Source organism: Micromonospora jinlongensis (genome assembly GCF_013410645.1).
Taxonomy (GTDB): Bacteria; Actinomycetota; Actinomycetes; order Mycobacteriales; family Micromonosporaceae; genus Micromonospora; species Micromonospora zamorensis.
Window position 1 is genome coordinate 5,565,408 of sequence record NZ_JACCHK010000001.1, and the last position, 17,328, is coordinate 5,582,735.

Consider the following 17,328-nt stretch of genomic DNA (forward strand, 5'->3'; position numbering starts at 1 on the left):
GTCCGGTCGGCCGAGAGCGCGCAGCCGCGGGTCGTGGGCTGCGCGTAGGCTGTCCCGGTGGCTGATCTCCTTGTCTGGATCGACTGTGAAATGACCGGGTTGGACCTTGGCAGGGACAAACTGATCGAGGTTGCGGCACTGGTCACCGATCCCGACCTCAATGTGCTGGGTGACGGTGTCGACGTGGTGATCCACGCTGATGAGGCGGCGTTGGCGGCGATGCCGGAGATCGTCCAGACGATGCACGCCAAGTCCGGCCTCACCGAGGAGGTCCGCCGCTCGGCGGTCACCCTCGCCGAGGCGGAGGACCTGGTCCTGGACTACGTCCGCACCTTCGTCAAGGATCCGCGTACGGCACCTCTGTGCGGCAACTCGATCGCCACCGACCGGGGCTTCATCGCCCGGGACATGCCACGACTCGACGCGCACCTGCACTACCGGCTGATCGACGTGTCGTCGATCAAGGAACTCTGCCGTCGCTGGTACCCCCGGGTGTACTTCGGCCAGCCGCAGAAGGGCCTCGCGCACCGGGCGCTGGCCGACATCCGGGAGAGCATCCGGGAGTTGGAGTACTACCGGCGTACGGTCTTCGTGCCGCTGCCCGGCCCGGACGTCGAGACCGCCAAGGCGATCGCCGCCGAACTCTGACCCGCGGCGGCTCGTACGGGGACCGGGGAACCCGCTGGACGAGGCACGCCGCGATGTGGCTATTATTGGTCCGCACCCCGCCCGGGGCTATCAACCGGGCGACGGCGGCGTGGTGGCTGTAGCTCAGTTGGCAGAGCACCGGGTTGTGGTCCCGGTTGTCGTGGGTTCAATTCCCATCAGTCACCCAGTTGGTTGTGCTGCTCAGGCCCCCTCCTCGGAGGGGGCCTGAGTCGTTCCAGGGGCCCGATAGGGGCACCCACGAGGAAGCCCCCTCCGCGTGGGAGAGGGCTTCCGTCGTAGGGGTCAGGCGGTCGGCGTGGGGGACGGGGTGACCGCGCCGTCCGGCGTCGGCGTGGTGTCCGGGTCCGCGGGAGGCTCGTACGGCAGGGCGCTGCCCTTGACGTACTCGTCCCAGCTCATGTTCCAGTCGGTCCAGCCGTTGCCGTTCTGCAGCTTGCGCTCGGTGCCCTTGACCGTGATCGGGTCACCGATCTGGGTGTTCTTGAACAGCCAGTCACCGTTGGCCATCGACACGTTCACGCAACCGTGCGAGACGTTCACGCTGCCCTGCTGGCCCTCGGACCAGGGCGCCGCGTGGATGAACTCCCCACCCCAGGTGAGGCGCTGCGCAAAGTCAATCTTGGTGCGGTAGCCCTCTTCCGGGCCCAGCTCCTCGAACGTGTCGAAGACCGTCTTGCGCAGCTTCTCGATCACGACCATGGTGCCGCTGGACGACGGGGTGCTCTTCTTGCCCAGGCTGACCGGGATGGTCTTGACCACGGAGCCGTTGCGGGTCACTGTCATCCGCTTGGTCTTGTTGTCCACCGTCATGACCACCGCAGCGCCGATCTTGACGTCCACGCTGAGGTCGGCGCGGCCGTACCAGCCCTCACCCATCGGCAGGCCGCCGGCCTGCACCCGGTAGGAGATCTTGCTGTCGGCCTTCCAGAACTCCTTCGGCCGGTACCGGACCTCGGTGGGGCTGACCCAGTGCCAGATGCCCTCCTGCGCCGGGGTCGACGTCACCGTCATCCGGCGCTGCACGTCGTCGCGGTAGTCCTCCGGGATGTTCCGGCTGAACTTCACGATCAGCGGCATGCCGACCCCGACCACCTGGTTGTCGCCGAGGAAGCTGGTCACCCGTACCTGGTTGTTCGGCTTGGCCATGGTGGTGAAGGTGCTGGTCGCGGTGGCCGGACGGTCGTCGTCGCCGGTGGCGGTGACGGTCGCCGTGTAGGCCGTGCCGTACTCCAGCGCGCCGGCCGGCAGCCACGTCTTGCCATCTGCCGCGAGGGTGCCCTCGACGGCCTTGCCGGCCGCGTCCTTCAGCTCGACAGCGGTCTTCACGGCGTCCTTGGTGGTGAAGGTGATGCCGGTGGACGCTGGCACGTCCTTGGCGTCGGCCGCCGGTTCGCTGATGGTCGCCGCCGCCTTCGGTGCCGGAGCCTTGTCGCCGCCCTGCCAGGAGGACGGCTTGTCGCCGTCGCCATCGGTGCACGCGGAGGTGAAGGCCAGCGCCACGGCGAGGAGCCCTGCCGCGAACACGCGGCGTCGGCCCCCGCGCCTGATCAGCTGATCCTGGCTAGCTCGCATGATTCCCTCACAGTCGTGGTCGCTGCCCCATCGTCTCCTACTGACGCGCCAGAGCCGGCCCCGGTTGCCGAGGGTGAACCGAAACACGCCGACGATGATGCCGGATTTTTGCTACTATCCGGCGTTTCGTGAGCCTGGCTCGTCTCCGTACCGGGACCGAGGGGTCGCCGCGGCGTCGTCGCAGCGCGGGAATGCAAGGGTACGCGCCGGCCCGGCCATCGGCAGGGCCGGCGCATCGATGCCGGGCGGCTCAGAGCGCCGGGCCGGCTCCACCACTGGGTACGGGTAGTGCGCTGCCCTTGATGAACGCCGACCAACTCAGGCTCCACGCCGTCCAGCCGTTGCCGGCGGCGATCTTGCGCTCGGTGCCCTTCACCGTGATCGGGTCACCGATCCGCGTCTTCTCGAACAACCACCGGGCGTTCGCCATCGACACGTTCACGCAGCCGTGCGAGACGTTCTGACGCCCCTGCACGTGCTCCGACCAGGGTGCGGCGTGGATGTACTCGCCACCCCAGGTGAGCCGCTGGGCGAACTGGATGTCGGTGACGTAGCGGTTGGCCGGGTCCGGGTCGTCGCGGGTGTCGAAGGTCGTGGCTTCCTTCTTCTCCATCACGACCATCGTGCCGCTGGACGACGGCGTGCTCTTCTTGCCCAGGCTCACCGGGATGGTGCGCACCAGCGCGCCGTTCTCGTACACCGTCATCTTCTTGTTGGCGTTGTCGACCTTCATCTCGAACGACCGGCCGATCTTCGCCGTCGCCTTACGGTCCATGTCGCCGTACTTGCCGTTGCTCAGCGGCATCCCGGCCAGGGCGATCCGTACGGTGATGGTCGTGCCGGGCTTCCAGTACTCCGGGGCCCGGTAGTAGGCCTGCGTGCCGTTGTCGACCCAGTGCCAGGCCCCCGGCTGCGGCGGGTCGGTGCGGACGAACATCCGCTTCTGCACGGCCGCCCGGTCCTTCTTCGGGATGCCCGGGTGGAACTCGGTGACCACTGGCATGGCCACCCCGTAGCTCTTGTCGTCGAAGAGGTACAGGCCGGACCCGATGGTCGACTTCGGCTTGGCCATCGTGGTGAAACTGCTGGTGCCCTGGCTGCTCGTGCCGTCGGACCCGTTCGCCGTCACCGTGGCGGTGTAGCGGGTGCCGAACTTCAGCGGGGCGGACGGCACCCAGGCCGAACCGTCGGTGCGCAGCTTGCCCTCCACCGAGCCCCCACCGTCCGCCGTCAGGGTGACCGCGGACACCTTTCCGCCGCTCGGGAGCTTCGCGCTGATCTCCGTGCTCACCGGCCGGTCCTTCGTGCCGTCGGCCGGGCTCAGCGTGAGCGTCGGCCCGCTCGGCGCGCTCGGGGTGGTCGGTGCCGAGGGCGCGGACGAGCCAGATTCGGCACCCGCGCCCGCCGACGACGTCCCGCCAACGAATTCCGGCTTCTTCTGCTCGTCGCCGCACCCGGTCAGTGCCAGCGACGCCACCAGAGTCAGGGCGCCCACCACCGCCCCGGCTCGCGTGAACCGTGTCATCCCCACCTCTGTTCTCGCGTACCTGGCGGACATCGTGCCGCATCGACGCCGCAACCCATGCCCCCGCCTTGAGCGGGCTGGGCGGTTTGTGGATTTTTGCCGGCAAAGCTCGACCGAAGGGGGGAGCCCGGTAACCGGATTGGAGCCCAGGTTCCGGGGGTGCTAATGTTCTCTCCGTTGCCGACGAGCGCCGCTAGCTCAACTGGCAGAGCAGCGGACTCTTAATCCGCGGGTTCGGGGTTCGAGTCCCTGGCGGCGCACCAACGATGAAGGTCCTGACCTGGCAGATCCCTGCCGGTCAGGGCCTTTTTCGCGTACGCCGAGGCGCGATGCCGGCGGCTAGAGGCGCAGTGCGGCTCGTACAAGATCCGCGACAGCTCGGGAACGGCTGTGCGGGGGCCAGGCGATGACCGTGGTGACGTCCGGCGCGTCCACGATCGGCACGGCGACGAGATCGTCGTTCAGCTGGGATCGGGCGGAGTCGGGCACGACCAGCAAGGTCCGGCCAAGGGCGGTGAGCTGGAGCAGTTGGGAGTGGCTCTGGGCCTCAGGACCGGGGCCGTCGGGATAGGTGCCGTCATACGCGGGCCAGCGCGGTAGAGGCAGGTCCGGCAGCTCGGTCACCTCGCTCAGCCGCACACTCTCGCGAGTGCTGAGGGGATGGCCGGCCGGGAGGATGGCGACCTGGCCCTCGGTGAACAGCTCCTCGGTGTCGAGCCCCGTCAGGTTGTCGAACGGGTGGTGAAGGATCGCGACATCGGCACGGCCGGTCCGCAGCAGTCGTTCCTGTTCGCCGGGGCCACACAGCACCACGTCGACGTCGACAGATCCGGGTTCGGTGCCGTAGGCGTGCAGCAGCTTCGCGAGCAACTCGCTGGACGCTCCAGCCTTGGTCGCCAGGACGACGCTGGCGTGACCGGTGACGGCGAGAGCTGCGCGTCGGGCGCGATGTTCGGCAGCTTCCACAGCGTCCAGCGCTGCTCGTCCCTCATGCAGCAGGACCGCACCGGCTTCGGTCAGGGTCACCGAGCGGCTGTCACGCTTCAGCAGGGCGGCACCCAGACGGCGTTCGAGCTGACTGATCGCCCGCGACAATGGCGGCTGGGCCATGCCCAGACGTTGCGCCGCGCGGCCGAAGTGCAGTTCCTCGGCCACGGCGACGAAATACCGCAGCTCTCGTGTCTCCACGTGTCCAGCCTAGCCGGGAACGAAGGCGGCGATACCTTCCGGGTATCGCCCATGACTCAGGTGGTCTTGGAGACTCGTGGGCCGTGGCCCACAGTCGAAGACATGAGTGACAAGAAGATTGCCCTGGTCACCGGGGCCAACAAGGGCATCGGGTACGAGATTGCGGCAGGCCTGGGTGCGCTGGGCTGGAGCGTGGGTGTCGGCGCGCGCGACCAGGCCCGGCGGGACACGGCGGTGGCACGGCTGCGGGACGCTGGCGTCGACGCCTTCGGTGTCCCGTTGGATGTCACCGACGACCGCAGTGTCGCCGCCGCAGCCGATCTGATCGCCGAACGCGCCGGCCGCCTCGATGCCCTGGTCAACAACGCCGCAATCACCGGTGGCGGACAGCAGCAGCCGAGCAGCGTCGATCCGGCCGTCATCCGCACGGTGGTGGAGACCAACGTCATCGGGGTCATCCGCGTGACGAACGCGATGCTGCCGTTGCTCACCCGGTCGGCCTCACCGCGCATCGTGAACATGTCCAGCGGCGTCGGTTCTCTGACCCGGCAGTCTGGCCCCGACGGGGATACCACCACAGGTCCGGTCGCTGTGGCCTACGCGCCCTCAAAGTCGTTCCTGAACGCGGTGACCCTCCAGTACGCCCGGGAACTGGCAGACACCAGGATCCTCATCAACTGCGCCTGCCCGGGCTTCGTCGCCACCGACCTCAACGGCTTCCGTGGGGTGCGTACTCCCCAGGAGGGCGCAGCGACCGCCATCCGCCTGGCCACACTGCCCGACGGGGGCCCCACCGGCGGCTTCTTCGAGGACGCCGGTGTGGTGCCCTGGTAACGGCACGTGGCTTCCAGGCCGGCCCGACGCCGATCGGCGTCGGGCCGGTCGCTTCGTCGCCGCTGTATCACCCGTACCCGCGGCTCCGTCAGTAGTCGATGTTGATGGCAGCGATCTGGCGGCTGCCGTTGTAGGCGATGGCGGGGCCGGCGTAGCGGGAGCTGGCGTAGGTCAGTGCGGTCTTGTGCCCGGGGCTGTTGAACCAGGCATTGATTATCTGCTCGGGTGAGGAGTTGCCCGTCGAGGCGAACAGGACCTCGTGGCCGCAGTGCGCGAGGCCACCCGCGTCCAGGTTCTGCTTCACGCAGGCCTCCGCGGCGCGTTGCTCCGTCGTCCGCATCTTGACCTCGGTCAGCCCGAGCGCGCGGCGTCGCTCGTTGAGCAGCACCAGCAGACGTTGTTCCGCGGCGGACACACCGGTGGACGCGCTGGCGGACTTGGTTGCCGTCTTCGTGGGTGAACTCGTCGGCTTCGGTGACTTGCTCGGCGTCGCCGATCTGGTGGGGGTGGGGCTCGCCGTGGCCGAGGACGGGTCGGGCGCCGACGGGGAAGGCGAGGCCGGCGCGGGTTCGTCGGCCTCGGCGGCGGCTTCGGTGCTCGCGGCGGACGGCTGGGAGCCGGTGGCGCTCGCCGGCCGCTGCGGTGACCCGTCCGTGTAATGGGCGACGACGAGTCCGCCCCCTCCGACCAGGGCGACAGCCGCGAAGGCGCCGACCAGGGTCTTGGGCAGGGACAACGCCGAGGAACGGGCCTGCTGCAGGATCCCGGTCTTCGCGTGCGTGCCTGCGCCCGCAGCGCCCTGCGACGCGCCGGTGGCGGCGTACGCCTTGCGGGTGACGTCGGAGGCGAGACTGACCGGGACGGGTGTGAGGGCCAGGCCGGCGAGCAGCCGCTCGGCCGGAACCAGGTCGGAGGTGGCGTTCGGGCAGTGCGGGCAGTCGCGGATGTGCCGCGCCAACCGCTTGCGCCACACGGGCGCCGGTTGACCGTCCCAGTCGGAGGCCGTGTCGATCAGGCCGGCGCAGCCGGGCCGGGCGAAGAGGGCCCGCACCACCAGCCGAGCCGTGTCCAACTGCGCCTTCATCCGGGCCACGCGCACGGTCACGTGGTGTGGGTCGAGCTGCAGCGCGTCGACCAGGTCGGCGCGGGAGAGGTGACCGGCCTCGACCAACCACCACAGCGACAGCAGGTGACGGTGGTCGTCGTCCAGCCAGCGCGTGGCCAGGACGACCTCCCGGCGCTGGTCGGACAGGCGAAGCTGGGTCAGGGTCAGGTCCTCGAAGTCGGAGCCCGGGACGACCAGGTTGTCGATGTCCTCCGACGGCGTCGGGGTGGTGTGCCGGTCCTGCCGGTGGGCACGGACCTCGTTCATCGTGACGGCCACCAGCCACGACCGGAAGAGCCGCGGATCGCGTACGCCCGCCAGCCCTCGCACGACCTTCAGCATCGTGTTCTGCACCACGTCGTCGACATCCGACGAACGATTCAGTGCCCGGCCCACGATGTTGTACACCAGCGGCAGATAGTGCGAGACCAACTCGTCCATCGCCGCCTGGTCCCCGCGGCGTGCCGCGTCCACCACCGCGGACATGTCGGTCCTGTTCGGGTACGCGTGATAGGTCACGCTCATAACCTCGCCTTCGCGGGACATTCTCGTACACCGTGGAGACTGGTTGGTACCCGCCGAGGTCACACAAACTGCAGCCCGCTCACCCGTTGCGATTGAGGCGGACGATGGTGCCGTTGAGGGCGGCGGTCGCCGGACGGTGGAACGACGGGGAATGCTGTCGGAGTGATCAGTTAGCCTCTCCGCCATGCCGTTGATCACAGTCGTCGATGAAGCTACCGGCGTGCCGAGCGGGCCCGAATGGACCATGGAGATCTTCGAGGAGACAGTACGTCTCGACGAGTTGATCCGCCGACGGACATTCCTGGAGGTCGCCGAGTCCGGTGCGCAGGTAGATCCCGAGGAGCGGACCCGGGTGGCGCTCGAGGGGTTCACCCGTAACCGTTTCGTGGTGCTGGTCGACGACCGTCAGGTGACCGCGCTGGACGAGAAGGTCCGCCTGCACGCCGGGTCCCGGGTCACCTTCCTGAAGCTCGTTCCGCTGGTGGGTGGCTGATGGGCACCTACGACTCGGAAATCGTGCTGCGCGACGTGGTCGACACCATCCGGGGATGGTGTGAGCGGAGCGGAAACACCCTCAACGACCATGGCAAACGGGACTTCGTCGGCTGGGTGGGCACTGTGTGCGGCTGGGCGCCGGAGGGCACCGGACCGGCGCTGCTCGCCGCGCTCAACGACCCGGCCGGACCGTACGAGCTGGCGTCCCCGCAGGTCGAACTGCTGCCGGACGCCACGCAGCGGGCCGAGGAGGTCCGTGCCGCCGTCGCGGCGCTCGATGGCGATGGCACGGATGACGACCGTCGGGTCGCCGCGGCGATGACACTGATCGGCAGCCTGCCGCGGTCGTACCACGTCCGGAAGACCCCGTGGGAGATCGCGCTGAGCGAGATCTGGGAGCGGGCGAGGCAGCTCCTCGCCGCACAACCGGTGACTGTGCGGCAGGCTCTGTTCGACGCATGGGCGGTGCCGGGACAGGACAGCGACGCGTTGTACGGGCTGCTCCGCTCTCTGCGCTCGGGCGGCGGTTTGACCGGGGCCGGGTGGCTGGACCGACTGGGCGGTGAGGCGTGGCTGGGATTCGGTCGGTGGAGCACGTCGCTCGTGACATTCACCCGGGAGTCGCTCCAAACCGAGTACCTCGCCGGACGTTCGCACCCGGCGGCCCTGGCGACCTGGCGTCGGACGCGCATCGAGCGTTCGTACTCGAACATGGGCGACGAGGACGCGGCGATGTGGCCCACCGTCAACGTCGGCGAGAAGTGGGCTGACCGGGCCGTCGCGGACATCGAGGCGATGTCGGAGGAGCGCCGATCCCGCTGGCAGGCGTTGCTTGCTCATTGCCTGCTCGGCGCGGACAAGGCACGACCGACGGCCGCCTGGCAGAAGAGTGCCCGGGCCCTGCTCGACGCGGTCGGCGTCGACGAGTTCACCGATCGGCTCGACGACTGGCTTCCGCTGGTGGGTCTGCCGCGCAGCCTGCCGCTGCGGATGACCACGTGCTGCAGTGGCCACCTCGCGGAGTTTCCGCCGCGGCTGGCCGACCGCCACAACGTCGGGGTGTTGTGGGGCCTGCTCTGGATGCGAGCGATGTGCCCGCCGTCCGAGGAGACCCTGCGCAGCCTCGGCCACATCGCGGAACGGGCCGCCCGCAAGGTTCCCGGCCACGGTCCGTCGAGCCCGAAGCTGGCGAACGTCGCGGTCGCGGTGCTCGTGGACACCGAGCACCCCGCCGCCCTCGCGCAACTGGCGCGGTTGGCGTCGCGGCTGACCTACAAGAGCACTCTCCGCATCGTCGAGAAGGGCCTGACCAAGCACGCCGAGGCGCTCGGCATCGGCCGCGAGGACGTCGAGGAGATGGCGCTGCCCGGTTTCGGGCTGCCGCTCGCCGACAAGCTGGGTGACTGCTCGTACGAGGTCGAGGTGCGCGGCCTCGACGCCGCCGTGGTGTGGCGCAACTCCGACGGCAAGGTGGTCAAGGCTCCTCCGGCTCAGGTGCGCAAGGACCACGGCGAGGAGTTGAAGGAGCTGAAGGCGACCGTCGCGGACATCGGCGCGACGCTGACCGGCACCCGCGACCGCCTGGAGGGGCTGCTGCGGCGTGACCGGGCGTGGACCGTCGAGCAGTGGCGGGAGCGGTTCCTGGACCACCCGCTGGCCCGAACCCTGGCCCGACGGTTGATCTGGACCGTGGACGGCGTCGCCTGCTGCTGGGGCGGCGACGCCCTGCGGACCGTGGACGACACGGTGTTCGAGCCGGCTGGCGACGCCACGGTGCGGCTGTGGCACCCGGTCGACGATCCGGCCGCGGTCCTGGCGTGGCGGGACTTCCTGGCCCGGCACACGATCACCCAGCCGTTCAAGCAGGCGCACCGCGAGCAGTACCTGCTGACCGACGCGGAGCGGGCCACCGGCACGTACTCCAACCGGTTCGCCGCGCACATCGTGCGCCAGCATCGTCTCATCGCGCTGCTGTCCCGGCGCGGCTGGTCGCACGTTCGACACCGCAACGACGGCGCCAGCTACCAGGACCCCTGGCTGGCCCTTCCGGACTGGGAGCTGCGCGCCGTGCTGCACATCGCCGGGATCGAGGATCAGGGCGACGACCTGATGTTCGACACGATGGGAACCGACCGACTGGTGTTCCTGCGGGACGAGCGCACACCGGTGCCGCTGGAGGAGGTTCCGGCGGTCGTGCTGAGCGAGGTGATGCGTGACGTCGACCTGTTCGTGGCCGCGGCCGGGGTGGGCAACGACCCGAACTGGTACGACGGTGGTCCCCAGGGCCGGTACCGCGACTACTGGTCGCAGAACAGCTTCGGCGACCTCAGCCCGACCGCTCGGACTCGCCGGGAGGTGCTGGCCGAGCTGATCCCCCGGCTGGCGATCGGCAGCCGGTGCACGTTCACCGATCGGTTCCTCGAAGTGCGGGGTGACCTGCACACCTACCGCATCCACTGCGGCTCGGGCAACATCCTGATTGCCCCGGACGACCGGTACCTGTGCATCATCCCCGACTCGGCGAAGGCGAAGGAGCCGGAGATGTTCCTGCCCTTCGAGGGCGACAACCGTCTCGCCGAAATCATCAGTAAGGCGTTGCTGCTCGCGGCCGACAAGAAGATCAAGGACCCGGTGATCCTGCACCAGCTGTGAGGCGGCGGGTGACGGCGCCGTGCTGAAGCCACGGCGCCGTCACCCGGCAGGTCAGCTGGAGGTCCGCTTCGGGAGCAGCAGCTCCTCGTGATCGAGTTCGCGTTCCAGGACGCGGAGTTCCTCATCCGGCAGCCGGCCGGAGTCGCGCCAGCGCACGAGCTCCTCGCGCTGCGCGTCGATGGTTGTCCGCCGGACACGAAGCGCCGTCTCGTACTCCGGTGAGGTGGGCATCTCGGATGAGCCGCTCTGCTCCAGAAGGTCCAGCCGCCCGCGGTAGCGCGCGAGTCGGGCCAGCAGCTGCGTACGGATGGTGTTGACAGCCACCGCGCTGTCCGGCTCCGCGGCGGCCACCTCGTCGAGGCGGGCCAGGGCGGCCCCGACCGCCGCCGAGCGGGCCTCGTTGCGTACGCGGGCCTGGTCTGTTTCGTTGGCGCGCAGGCCCAGCATCCGCACGAGCGGTGCGAACGTCATGCCCTGCCCGACGAGTGTCACCAGGACGACCACGAAGGTGCAGAACAGCAGGAGGTCACGGTCAGGAAAGGGTGCGCCGCTGTTGGTGGTCAGCGGCAGGGTGAAGATCGCGGCGAGGCTGATCACGCCACGGGTGCCGGACCAGCTCAGTGCCACCACTTCACGGGAGGTGAGTCGGCGGGCGTTGCGGTCAGCGCGCTCGATCTGCCGGGCACTCCCGGGTTCGTCCGGGTCGTCCTGCTCGGAAATGCCGCCCAGCCGGGTGTGCAGCGACCGGGGGAGGGACTGGGTCATCACCAGCCACGCGGGGCGCAGCAGGAGCACCACGCCGACCGACACCGCGACGGCGATGACGATGGTCGACGTGTCGTACTGACGCAGGCCCTTGACGACTTCGGGAAGCTGCTGGCCGATCAGCAGGAAGACGAAGCCTTCCAGGAGGAAGTCGACCAGCCGCCACACCGCGCTGGTCTGCAGCCGGGCGGCGCCCGAGGTGAGCTGGGGCGTCTTGTGGCCGACGATCAGCCCGGCGATCACCACGGCGAGCACCCCGGAGACGTGCAGTTCCTCGCCCAACAGGTAGGCCACGAACGGTGTCGCGAGCGAGATGGCGTTCGACAACAGTGGGTCCGCGGTGAACGGTCGGGCCAGACGTACCAGCCAGGCGACGGCAGCTCCCACGGCGACCCCGCCGACCGCCGCCAGCACGAACTGGCCAACGGCGGATGGGAACGAGAACTCACCACCCACTGCGGCGGCCACCGCGACGCTGAGCATCGTCAGCGCGGTGGCGTCGTTGAGCAGCCCCTCGCCCTGAATGATCGTGACCATCTTCGGTGGCAGGTTGACTCGGCGGCCCACCGCCAGGGCAGCCACCGGGTCGGGCGGCGCGATGGCGGCACCGACCGCGATCCCGGCAGCGAGCGTCGCCCCGGCGACGAACAGGTGGAACCCGATGCCGACCAGCACCCCGGTGAGGAGCACCAGCAGCACGGACAGGCTGACCACGATCCGGAGGTTCCGGCGGATGTCCAACAGCGAGGAGTCCAGAGCGGCGCTGTAGAGCAACGGCGGCAGCACGATCATGAGCACAAGGTCGGGATCAAGGCCGATGTTGGGGCCGGGGAGCAGCGCGTACGCGATGCCGATGAGCGGCAGAAGCGCCGCGGCCGGCAGACCGGTGCGGGCCGCCACCCACCGCACGACGACGATCACCGCGACAGCGGCGAGCACGAACAACAACATCGAATGGGTGCTCACCTGGTTGCTTCCCCCTGGAGCGGCGCGAGGTTCTTCGGATTCACTGCGGCTCGCGGCCGAGCCGGCCGTTCGGCGCCGTTGTGGCGCCGGTCAGCGCAGCATGCAGCGGTAACGAGCGTACCCGCTTGATCAACGGGACCTGGCGGACTGCTGGGCACGGCCACCGCGCCTACAACCGGCGACGACTGGGATCCGGTCCCCGACAGAGCGTGCGGAGACCGGCCGTCGCGCCCCTACAGTCCGCACCATGAGGTGGACGGTGCGACTCGCGGCCACGTTTCCCGTACTGCTGACCGCCCTGGCGGCCAGCGCGGTGAGCGCCGCTGCGGCGCCCGCCGACGGCGGCCTCGGCCTGGCCCTGCGGCCCGGCCAGGCCGACTACCGGGCCGGCGACCAGGTCCGTCTCGACCTCACTGTCACGAACACCACCGACGCGGCGTGCGCGCTGCCGACCAGCGCCGTCGGCACCGTCCAGGTGACCGGGGTACGCCTCGACGGGCGCGACCTCACGCCGACGCTGGCCCGCAGCTTCCACGACGACGGCATCGGTGCTGCCGCCACCGCCGGTCTCACCACGGTGGAGCCCGGTGCGGCCACGACGGTGACCCTGACCGGCGTACGCCTGCACGACGGTGACACGCCCGACGCGGTGATGCTCCGCTCGGTGGCCGCCACCCCGGACGGCGGTGGCCTGGACACGCTCTGGCCGGTCGGCGCCCCCGGCCGGTACGAGGTGACCGCCGGCTACCTGCCACTGCCGGTGACCGGTGCGACCAGCCTCTGCGCGGGCGGGACCGCACTGCGGACCGCCACCTTCACCGTTGGCGACGGCGGCGGCGTGACCGGCCGGCGTTGGCTGTGGCTTGCCGGCGGAGGGCTGCTGCTGGCGCTGCTCGGTGTCGCGCTGGTGGTGGTCCTGTTGCGGGCCCGCCGCCGCCGGCCGACCGCCGCCGCGGTAGTCCTGCTGCTGGTGTCCGTCGGCGCGCTGGTCATCGGCGGGTCCCGACCGGCCCGGGCCGACTACGCGGTGGACCCGACCGGTGGCGTGCCCGTCAGCGGCGTCGACTTCCAGGGCGCTGTCGACAACTGCCTGAAGGGGTTCGCCGCGCCCGGTGGGGACCCGTCCGGTGTGCTGCCGCGGCTGCGGGACAAGAAGTCCCCCCGGGTGCGGATCATTCCGACCCCCGGCGGCTCGGGCGCGTTCGAGACCCCGGACAGCCCCGACGGGAAGGGTTCCTCGACGGTCACCTGGAATCCGACCTCCGTCGACCCGTACGGCGACGGCGTGTCCCGGGACCCCTGCGCCGCGCTCTACCACGAGCTGAACCACGCCGACGACATCTCCCAGGGCAAGGTTCCGCAGGGCGACTGTGGCAGCACCGGCATCCGTACCGCCGAGGTGAAGGCGACGCTTGCCGAGAACCGCTATCGGACGGCGAAGGGACTGCCGCCGCGCACCGAGTACGACGGCAAGCCGCTGCCGAAGAACCTCGACGAGTGCAAGAAACCGGCGAAGAAGACGCCCCCGCAGAAGGGTCCGGTGAAGCTCTGCGAGGAGGGCGCGAACTGCGGCGGCAGCAACGGCGACCCGCACCTGGTCACGTTCGACCGGGTCGCCTACGACTTCCAGGCCGTGGGCGAGTTCACGCTGGTCACCGCCACCGGCAACGACCCGCTGGAGGTGCAGGTCCGGCAGGCGCCGATGGCCGGCACCCGGACCGCCTCGGTCAACTCGGCGGTCGCGTTCCGGGTCGGCGCCCACCGGGTCGCGCTCACGCTCACCGACGGTGGCACCCGGGTGCACGTCGACGGCGCGCCGCTGGCCGCGCCGCCGGAACGCACCGACCTGCCCGGCGGCGGCACCCTCACCCGCCGCCCCTCCGACACCGGACCCACCGACGGGTACGACGTGACGTGGCCGGACGGCTCCGCGGCGGCGGTGGACCAGATCGGCCACTACGGCTACCGGGTGCTGGTCAAGCTCGCCGACGGCCGGGCCGGGAAGGTACGCGGCCTGCTCGGCGACTTCGACGGCGACCCGACCGATGACATCGCGTCCTCCTCCGGGACCGCGCTCACCCAACCGGTGCCGTTCGCGCAGCTCTACCCGACGTACGCGGACAGTTGGCGGATCACCCCGGACCGCTCGCTGCTGCACTACGACGACGGGCAGGACACCGGCACGTTCACCGACCGCGCCTTCCCCGAACGGGAGGTCACCGTCGGCGACCTCGACCCGGCCCGCCGCGCCACGGCCGAGCAGGTCTGCCGGTGGGCCGGCGTCACCGCCCCCGCCCAGCTCGCCGAGTGCGTCTTCGACGTCGCGGTCAGCGGCCGCCCCGAGTTCGCAGTCTCCGGCGCCACCACCGAGCGGGTCGCCCCGCCCGCCACCACGCCGATCACCGCCGTACCCGTGGCGACCGCCAGCCTGACCCCCGGCGGGGCGCCGCTGACGTTCCCCGGCCGGGCCGGGGATTCCGTCTTCGTCGACGCCACCGCGCCCGGGATCGGCAACCGCTGCTCGCCGTACACGCTCACCGACCCGAGCGGCCGGGAGATCGCGAGTGGCTGCGCCATCAACGGCGTCGGGTACATCGACCGCGTCGACCTCACCGCCACCGGCACGTACGCCGTGCGGGTCACCGCCGCCCCCGGCGACACCGGACGGGCCGCCGTCGGGGTGTACGCGGCTCGGGACGTCGACGGCACGCTGCAAGCGAACGGCCCGGCGGTCACCGCGACACTGGAACAGCCCGGCGCGCGGGCCCGTTACCGGTTCACCGGGCGGCAGGGTGAGCGCGTCTTCGTCGAGGTGCCCACGAGCACACTGACCGACCAGTGCTCCCCACTGGAACTGCGCGACACCGAGGGCCGGCTGCTGCACAGCGGCTGCGTGATCAACGGCGGCGGCGAGATCGACGGCACGCTGCTGCCTGCCGACGGGACGTACACCGTGGTGGTCGACCCCAGCGGACGCGGCACCGGAGCGACCACACTGCGGCTGGTCAGCAGCCACGACCGGGCGGCGACGATCACCGTCGGCGGGCCGCAGGTCGTCGCCACCGTCGACCGACCCGGCGCGGTCACCACCTACCGGTTCACCGCCAGCGCCGGAACGTCGGTGAGGCTGACCGCGACCGCCTCCGACCTACCCGACCAGTGCGGCGTGCTGGAGCTGCGCGCCCCCGATGGCAGCCCGATCACCAGCGGCTGCGTGGTCAACGGGGCCGGCGACATCGGGCCGACAGTGCTGCCGGCCTCCGGCACGTACTCCCTGGTCGTGGACCCGTCCGGTGTCGCGACCGGGCAGGTCACGCTGACGCTGCGGTAAGGCGCTTGTTCGGGGCGGCGTCCGGGGCGTGCTACCGTCTCGTCCCGTTGCCGACGAGCGCCGCTAGCTCAACTGGCAGAGCAGCGGACTCTTAATCCGCGGGTTCGGGGTTCGAGTCCCTGGCGGCGCACCAGCAGTGCTCAGGGGCATGGCCAACTGGCTATGCCCCTGAGTCGCGGGTGGGACCCTCTGCTGCCCCGTGGTCACAGCCCCGGCCGGACGCCGCACACCTCAACCGGTGGCGCACCGTGCTGCATGACGGACAGGCCCGGCGGCGCGGCGTTGATCGGGCAGCACGGGTGGTCAAGAATCGGTGCCGTGAAGGACGTGGATCTGTCGCAGGAATGGGCCCTGTTGCTGGGCGAACTTGACCGGCACGTGTCTTCCGGACGGCTCTCGCCGGACACGGCGACGCTGTCCGATCTGATGCGCGTCTATCAGGTGCCGGGGGTCAGCATCGCCGTCGGGCAGGTTAACGGGCGGGTGTGGGCGACCGGCTACGGCGTCACGGGTGGTGAGGCGTCGACGCCGGTGACCGCAGGCACCGCGTTCGCGGCCTGTTCGATCAGTAAGCATGTCGCCGCGTTCGGCGCGTTGCTGCTGGTTCAGGACGGTGCGTTGGATCTGGACGCCGACATCAGCGAGTACCTCAACTCGTGGCAACTGCTCGACCGCGCGGGTCAGCAGCCCAGGGTGACGGTGCGACAACTGCTGGCGCACACCGCCGGTTTGTCCGACACCTGGTATCGCGGCTACGCCGCGGATCGCGCGCCCTCGCTGTTGCAGGTCCTGGAGGGCGGCGGCTCCACGACCACTCCACCGGTTCGGGCGACCCTTCTGCCGGGTAGCCGTTTCCGGTACTCGGGAAGCCACTACTCGGTGCTCCAGCAGTTGATGGTGGACGTGACCGGGACCCCGTTCGAGGATCTCATGCGATCGTTGGTCCTGGAACCGGTGGCCATGGCCGACAGCAGCTTCGACCAGCAGTTTCCGCACCAGCGACCGCATCCGGTGGCTCGTGGCCATCATGGGGGCGGCGCCGGGGTGCCCGGCGGTTGGCGGGTGCAGCCGGAGACGGCGGCAGCTGGGCTGTGGAGCACCCCTACGGACCTGCTTCGGCTCGACCTTGAGATCGCTCGGGCGGCCTCGGGGGACTCGAAGCTGCTCAGCCGCGACCTGGCCACCGAGATGTGGACACCGCAGATCCCCGGCGGCGTCCACGGGCTCGGCACCGAGCTCACCGACCGAGTCGGATGCCGACGGTTCGGGCACACCGGGCAGAACGTCGGCTACACCTGCTTCTCCTCCGTCTGGCCCGACAGCGGCACCGCTGTCGCGGCGATGACCAATTCGGAGGATGGGTGGGAGTTGCTGGCCAGCATCCGTGCCGCTGCCGACCGTCGCTACGCCACCGATGTCACCGCCGAACCACTTGGTGACGTGGCGGGCCGTTACGTCCTGCGCGACGACTACCCGATCGACATCGCGGTCAGCGACGGCCAGCTGACCTTCTCCGCCGCCGGCCAGCAGCCGGTCGTCCTGCTGGCGGAGCCGGGCGGTCGCTACCTGCATCCGGGACTCGATCTGGAAGTCCGGTTCGTGCAGACCGACGACCAGCATCACATCCTGGAGTTGCGGCAGGAAGGAGTCACGCAAACCGCAAGAAACCTGACCGTACGCAACAACTGACAGCGGGAGCGC

At 70.1% G+C, this 17,328-nt stretch carries 11 protein-coding genes and 3 tRNA genes; 9 read left to right on the plus strand and 5 right to left on the minus strand.

Annotated elements, in window-relative coordinates; all coding sequences use genetic code 11:
- Positions 1 to 57 precede the first annotated feature (57 nt).
- Together orn and HNR22_RS25120 are read left to right on the plus strand one after the other, a co-directional pair.
- Positions 58 to 648 (plus strand): oligoribonuclease, encoded by a 591-nt coding sequence (gene orn, locus HNR22_RS25115; RefSeq protein WP_179782411.1) that lies wholly within the window; start codon positions 58 to 60, stop codon positions 646 to 648.
- 112 nt (positions 649 to 760) lie between these two features.
- Positions 761 to 833: transfer RNA gene (locus HNR22_RS25120), tRNA-His, on the plus strand.
- A 118-nt stretch (positions 834 to 951) separates the two neighbouring features.
- Here the strand turns inward: HNR22_RS25120 and HNR22_RS25125 are convergent.
- Together HNR22_RS25125 and HNR22_RS25130 are read right to left on the minus strand one after the other, a co-directional pair.
- Positions 952 to 2,241: a L,D-transpeptidase gene (locus HNR22_RS25125; protein ID WP_179782412.1), complete on the minus strand. Its 1,290-nt coding sequence runs from the start codon at positions 2,239 to 2,241 to the stop codon at positions 952 to 954.
- 250 nt (positions 2,242 to 2,491) lie between these two features.
- On the minus strand, positions 2,492 to 3,766 hold the full coding sequence (locus tag HNR22_RS25130; RefSeq protein WP_179782413.1) for a L,D-transpeptidase: 1,275 nt from the start codon (positions 3,764 to 3,766) through the stop codon (positions 2,492 to 2,494).
- Positions 3,767 to 3,953: 187 nt separating this feature from the next.
- Here HNR22_RS25130 and HNR22_RS25135 point away from each other — a divergent pair.
- Positions 3,954 to 4,029, plus strand: a tRNA-Lys gene (locus HNR22_RS25135).
- A gap of 76 nt (positions 4,030 to 4,105) precedes the next feature.
- Here the strand turns inward: HNR22_RS25135 and HNR22_RS25140 are convergent.
- Complete coding sequence (locus HNR22_RS25140; RefSeq protein ID WP_179782414.1) at positions 4,106 to 4,954, minus strand: LysR family transcriptional regulator; 849 nt, start codon at positions 4,952 to 4,954, stop codon at positions 4,106 to 4,108.
- 102 nt (positions 4,955 to 5,056) lie between these two features.
- Here HNR22_RS25140 and HNR22_RS25145 point away from each other — a divergent pair, with 102 nt between their 5' ends.
- A complete protein-coding gene (locus HNR22_RS25145; protein ID WP_179782415.1) occupies positions 5,057 to 5,788 on the plus strand; it encodes an SDR family oxidoreductase in 732 nt (243 codons plus the stop codon).
- Positions 5,789 to 5,876: 88 nt separating this feature from the next.
- On the opposite strand, the gene HNR22_RS25150 is transcribed toward HNR22_RS25145, so the two are convergent.
- A complete protein-coding gene (locus HNR22_RS25150) occupies positions 5,877 to 7,418 on the minus strand; it encodes a sigma-70 family RNA polymerase sigma factor (protein ID WP_179782416.1) in 1,542 nt (513 codons plus the stop codon).
- Positions 7,419 to 7,602: 184 nt separating this feature from the next.
- Here HNR22_RS25150 and HNR22_RS25155 point away from each other — a divergent pair, with 184 nt between their 5' ends.
- Together HNR22_RS25155 and HNR22_RS25160 are read left to right on the plus strand one after the other, a co-directional pair.
- On the plus strand, positions 7,603 to 7,911 hold the full coding sequence (locus HNR22_RS25155; protein ID WP_179782417.1) for a MoaD/ThiS family protein: 309 nt from the start codon (positions 7,603 to 7,605) through the stop codon (positions 7,909 to 7,911).
- Entirely contained in the window at positions 7,911 to 10,565 is a 2,655-nt protein-coding gene (locus HNR22_RS25160) for a DUF4132 domain-containing protein (protein WP_179782418.1), read from the plus strand. The genes HNR22_RS25155 and HNR22_RS25160 overlap by 1 nt, the downstream gene beginning before the upstream one ends.
- Before the next feature lie 51 nt (positions 10,566 to 10,616).
- On the opposite strand, the gene HNR22_RS25165 is transcribed toward HNR22_RS25160, so the two are convergent.
- On the minus strand, positions 10,617 to 12,281 hold the full coding sequence (locus HNR22_RS25165; protein ID WP_179783717.1) for a Na+/H+ antiporter: 1,665 nt from the start codon (positions 12,279 to 12,281) through the stop codon (positions 10,617 to 10,619).
- Positions 12,282 to 12,543: 262 nt separating this feature from the next.
- Here HNR22_RS25165 and HNR22_RS25170 point away from each other — a divergent pair, with 262 nt between their 5' ends.
- From HNR22_RS25170 to HNR22_RS25180, 3 genes are all read left to right on the plus strand, one after another.
- Positions 12,544 to 15,627 carry a VWD domain-containing protein gene (locus HNR22_RS25170; RefSeq protein WP_179782419.1) on the plus strand — a complete coding sequence of 1,028 codons (3,084 nt, stop codon included), beginning with the start codon at positions 12,544 to 12,546 and terminating at the stop codon, positions 15,625 to 15,627.
- Between the two features lie 57 nt (positions 15,628 to 15,684).
- Positions 15,685 to 15,760: transfer RNA gene (locus tag HNR22_RS25175), tRNA-Lys, on the plus strand.
- 185 nt (positions 15,761 to 15,945) lie between these two features.
- Positions 15,946 to 17,316 (plus strand): serine hydrolase, encoded by a 1,371-nt coding sequence (locus tag HNR22_RS25180; RefSeq protein ID WP_179782420.1) that lies wholly within the window; start codon positions 15,946 to 15,948, stop codon positions 17,314 to 17,316.
- The last annotated feature ends 12 nt before the right edge of the window (positions 17,317 to 17,328 follow it).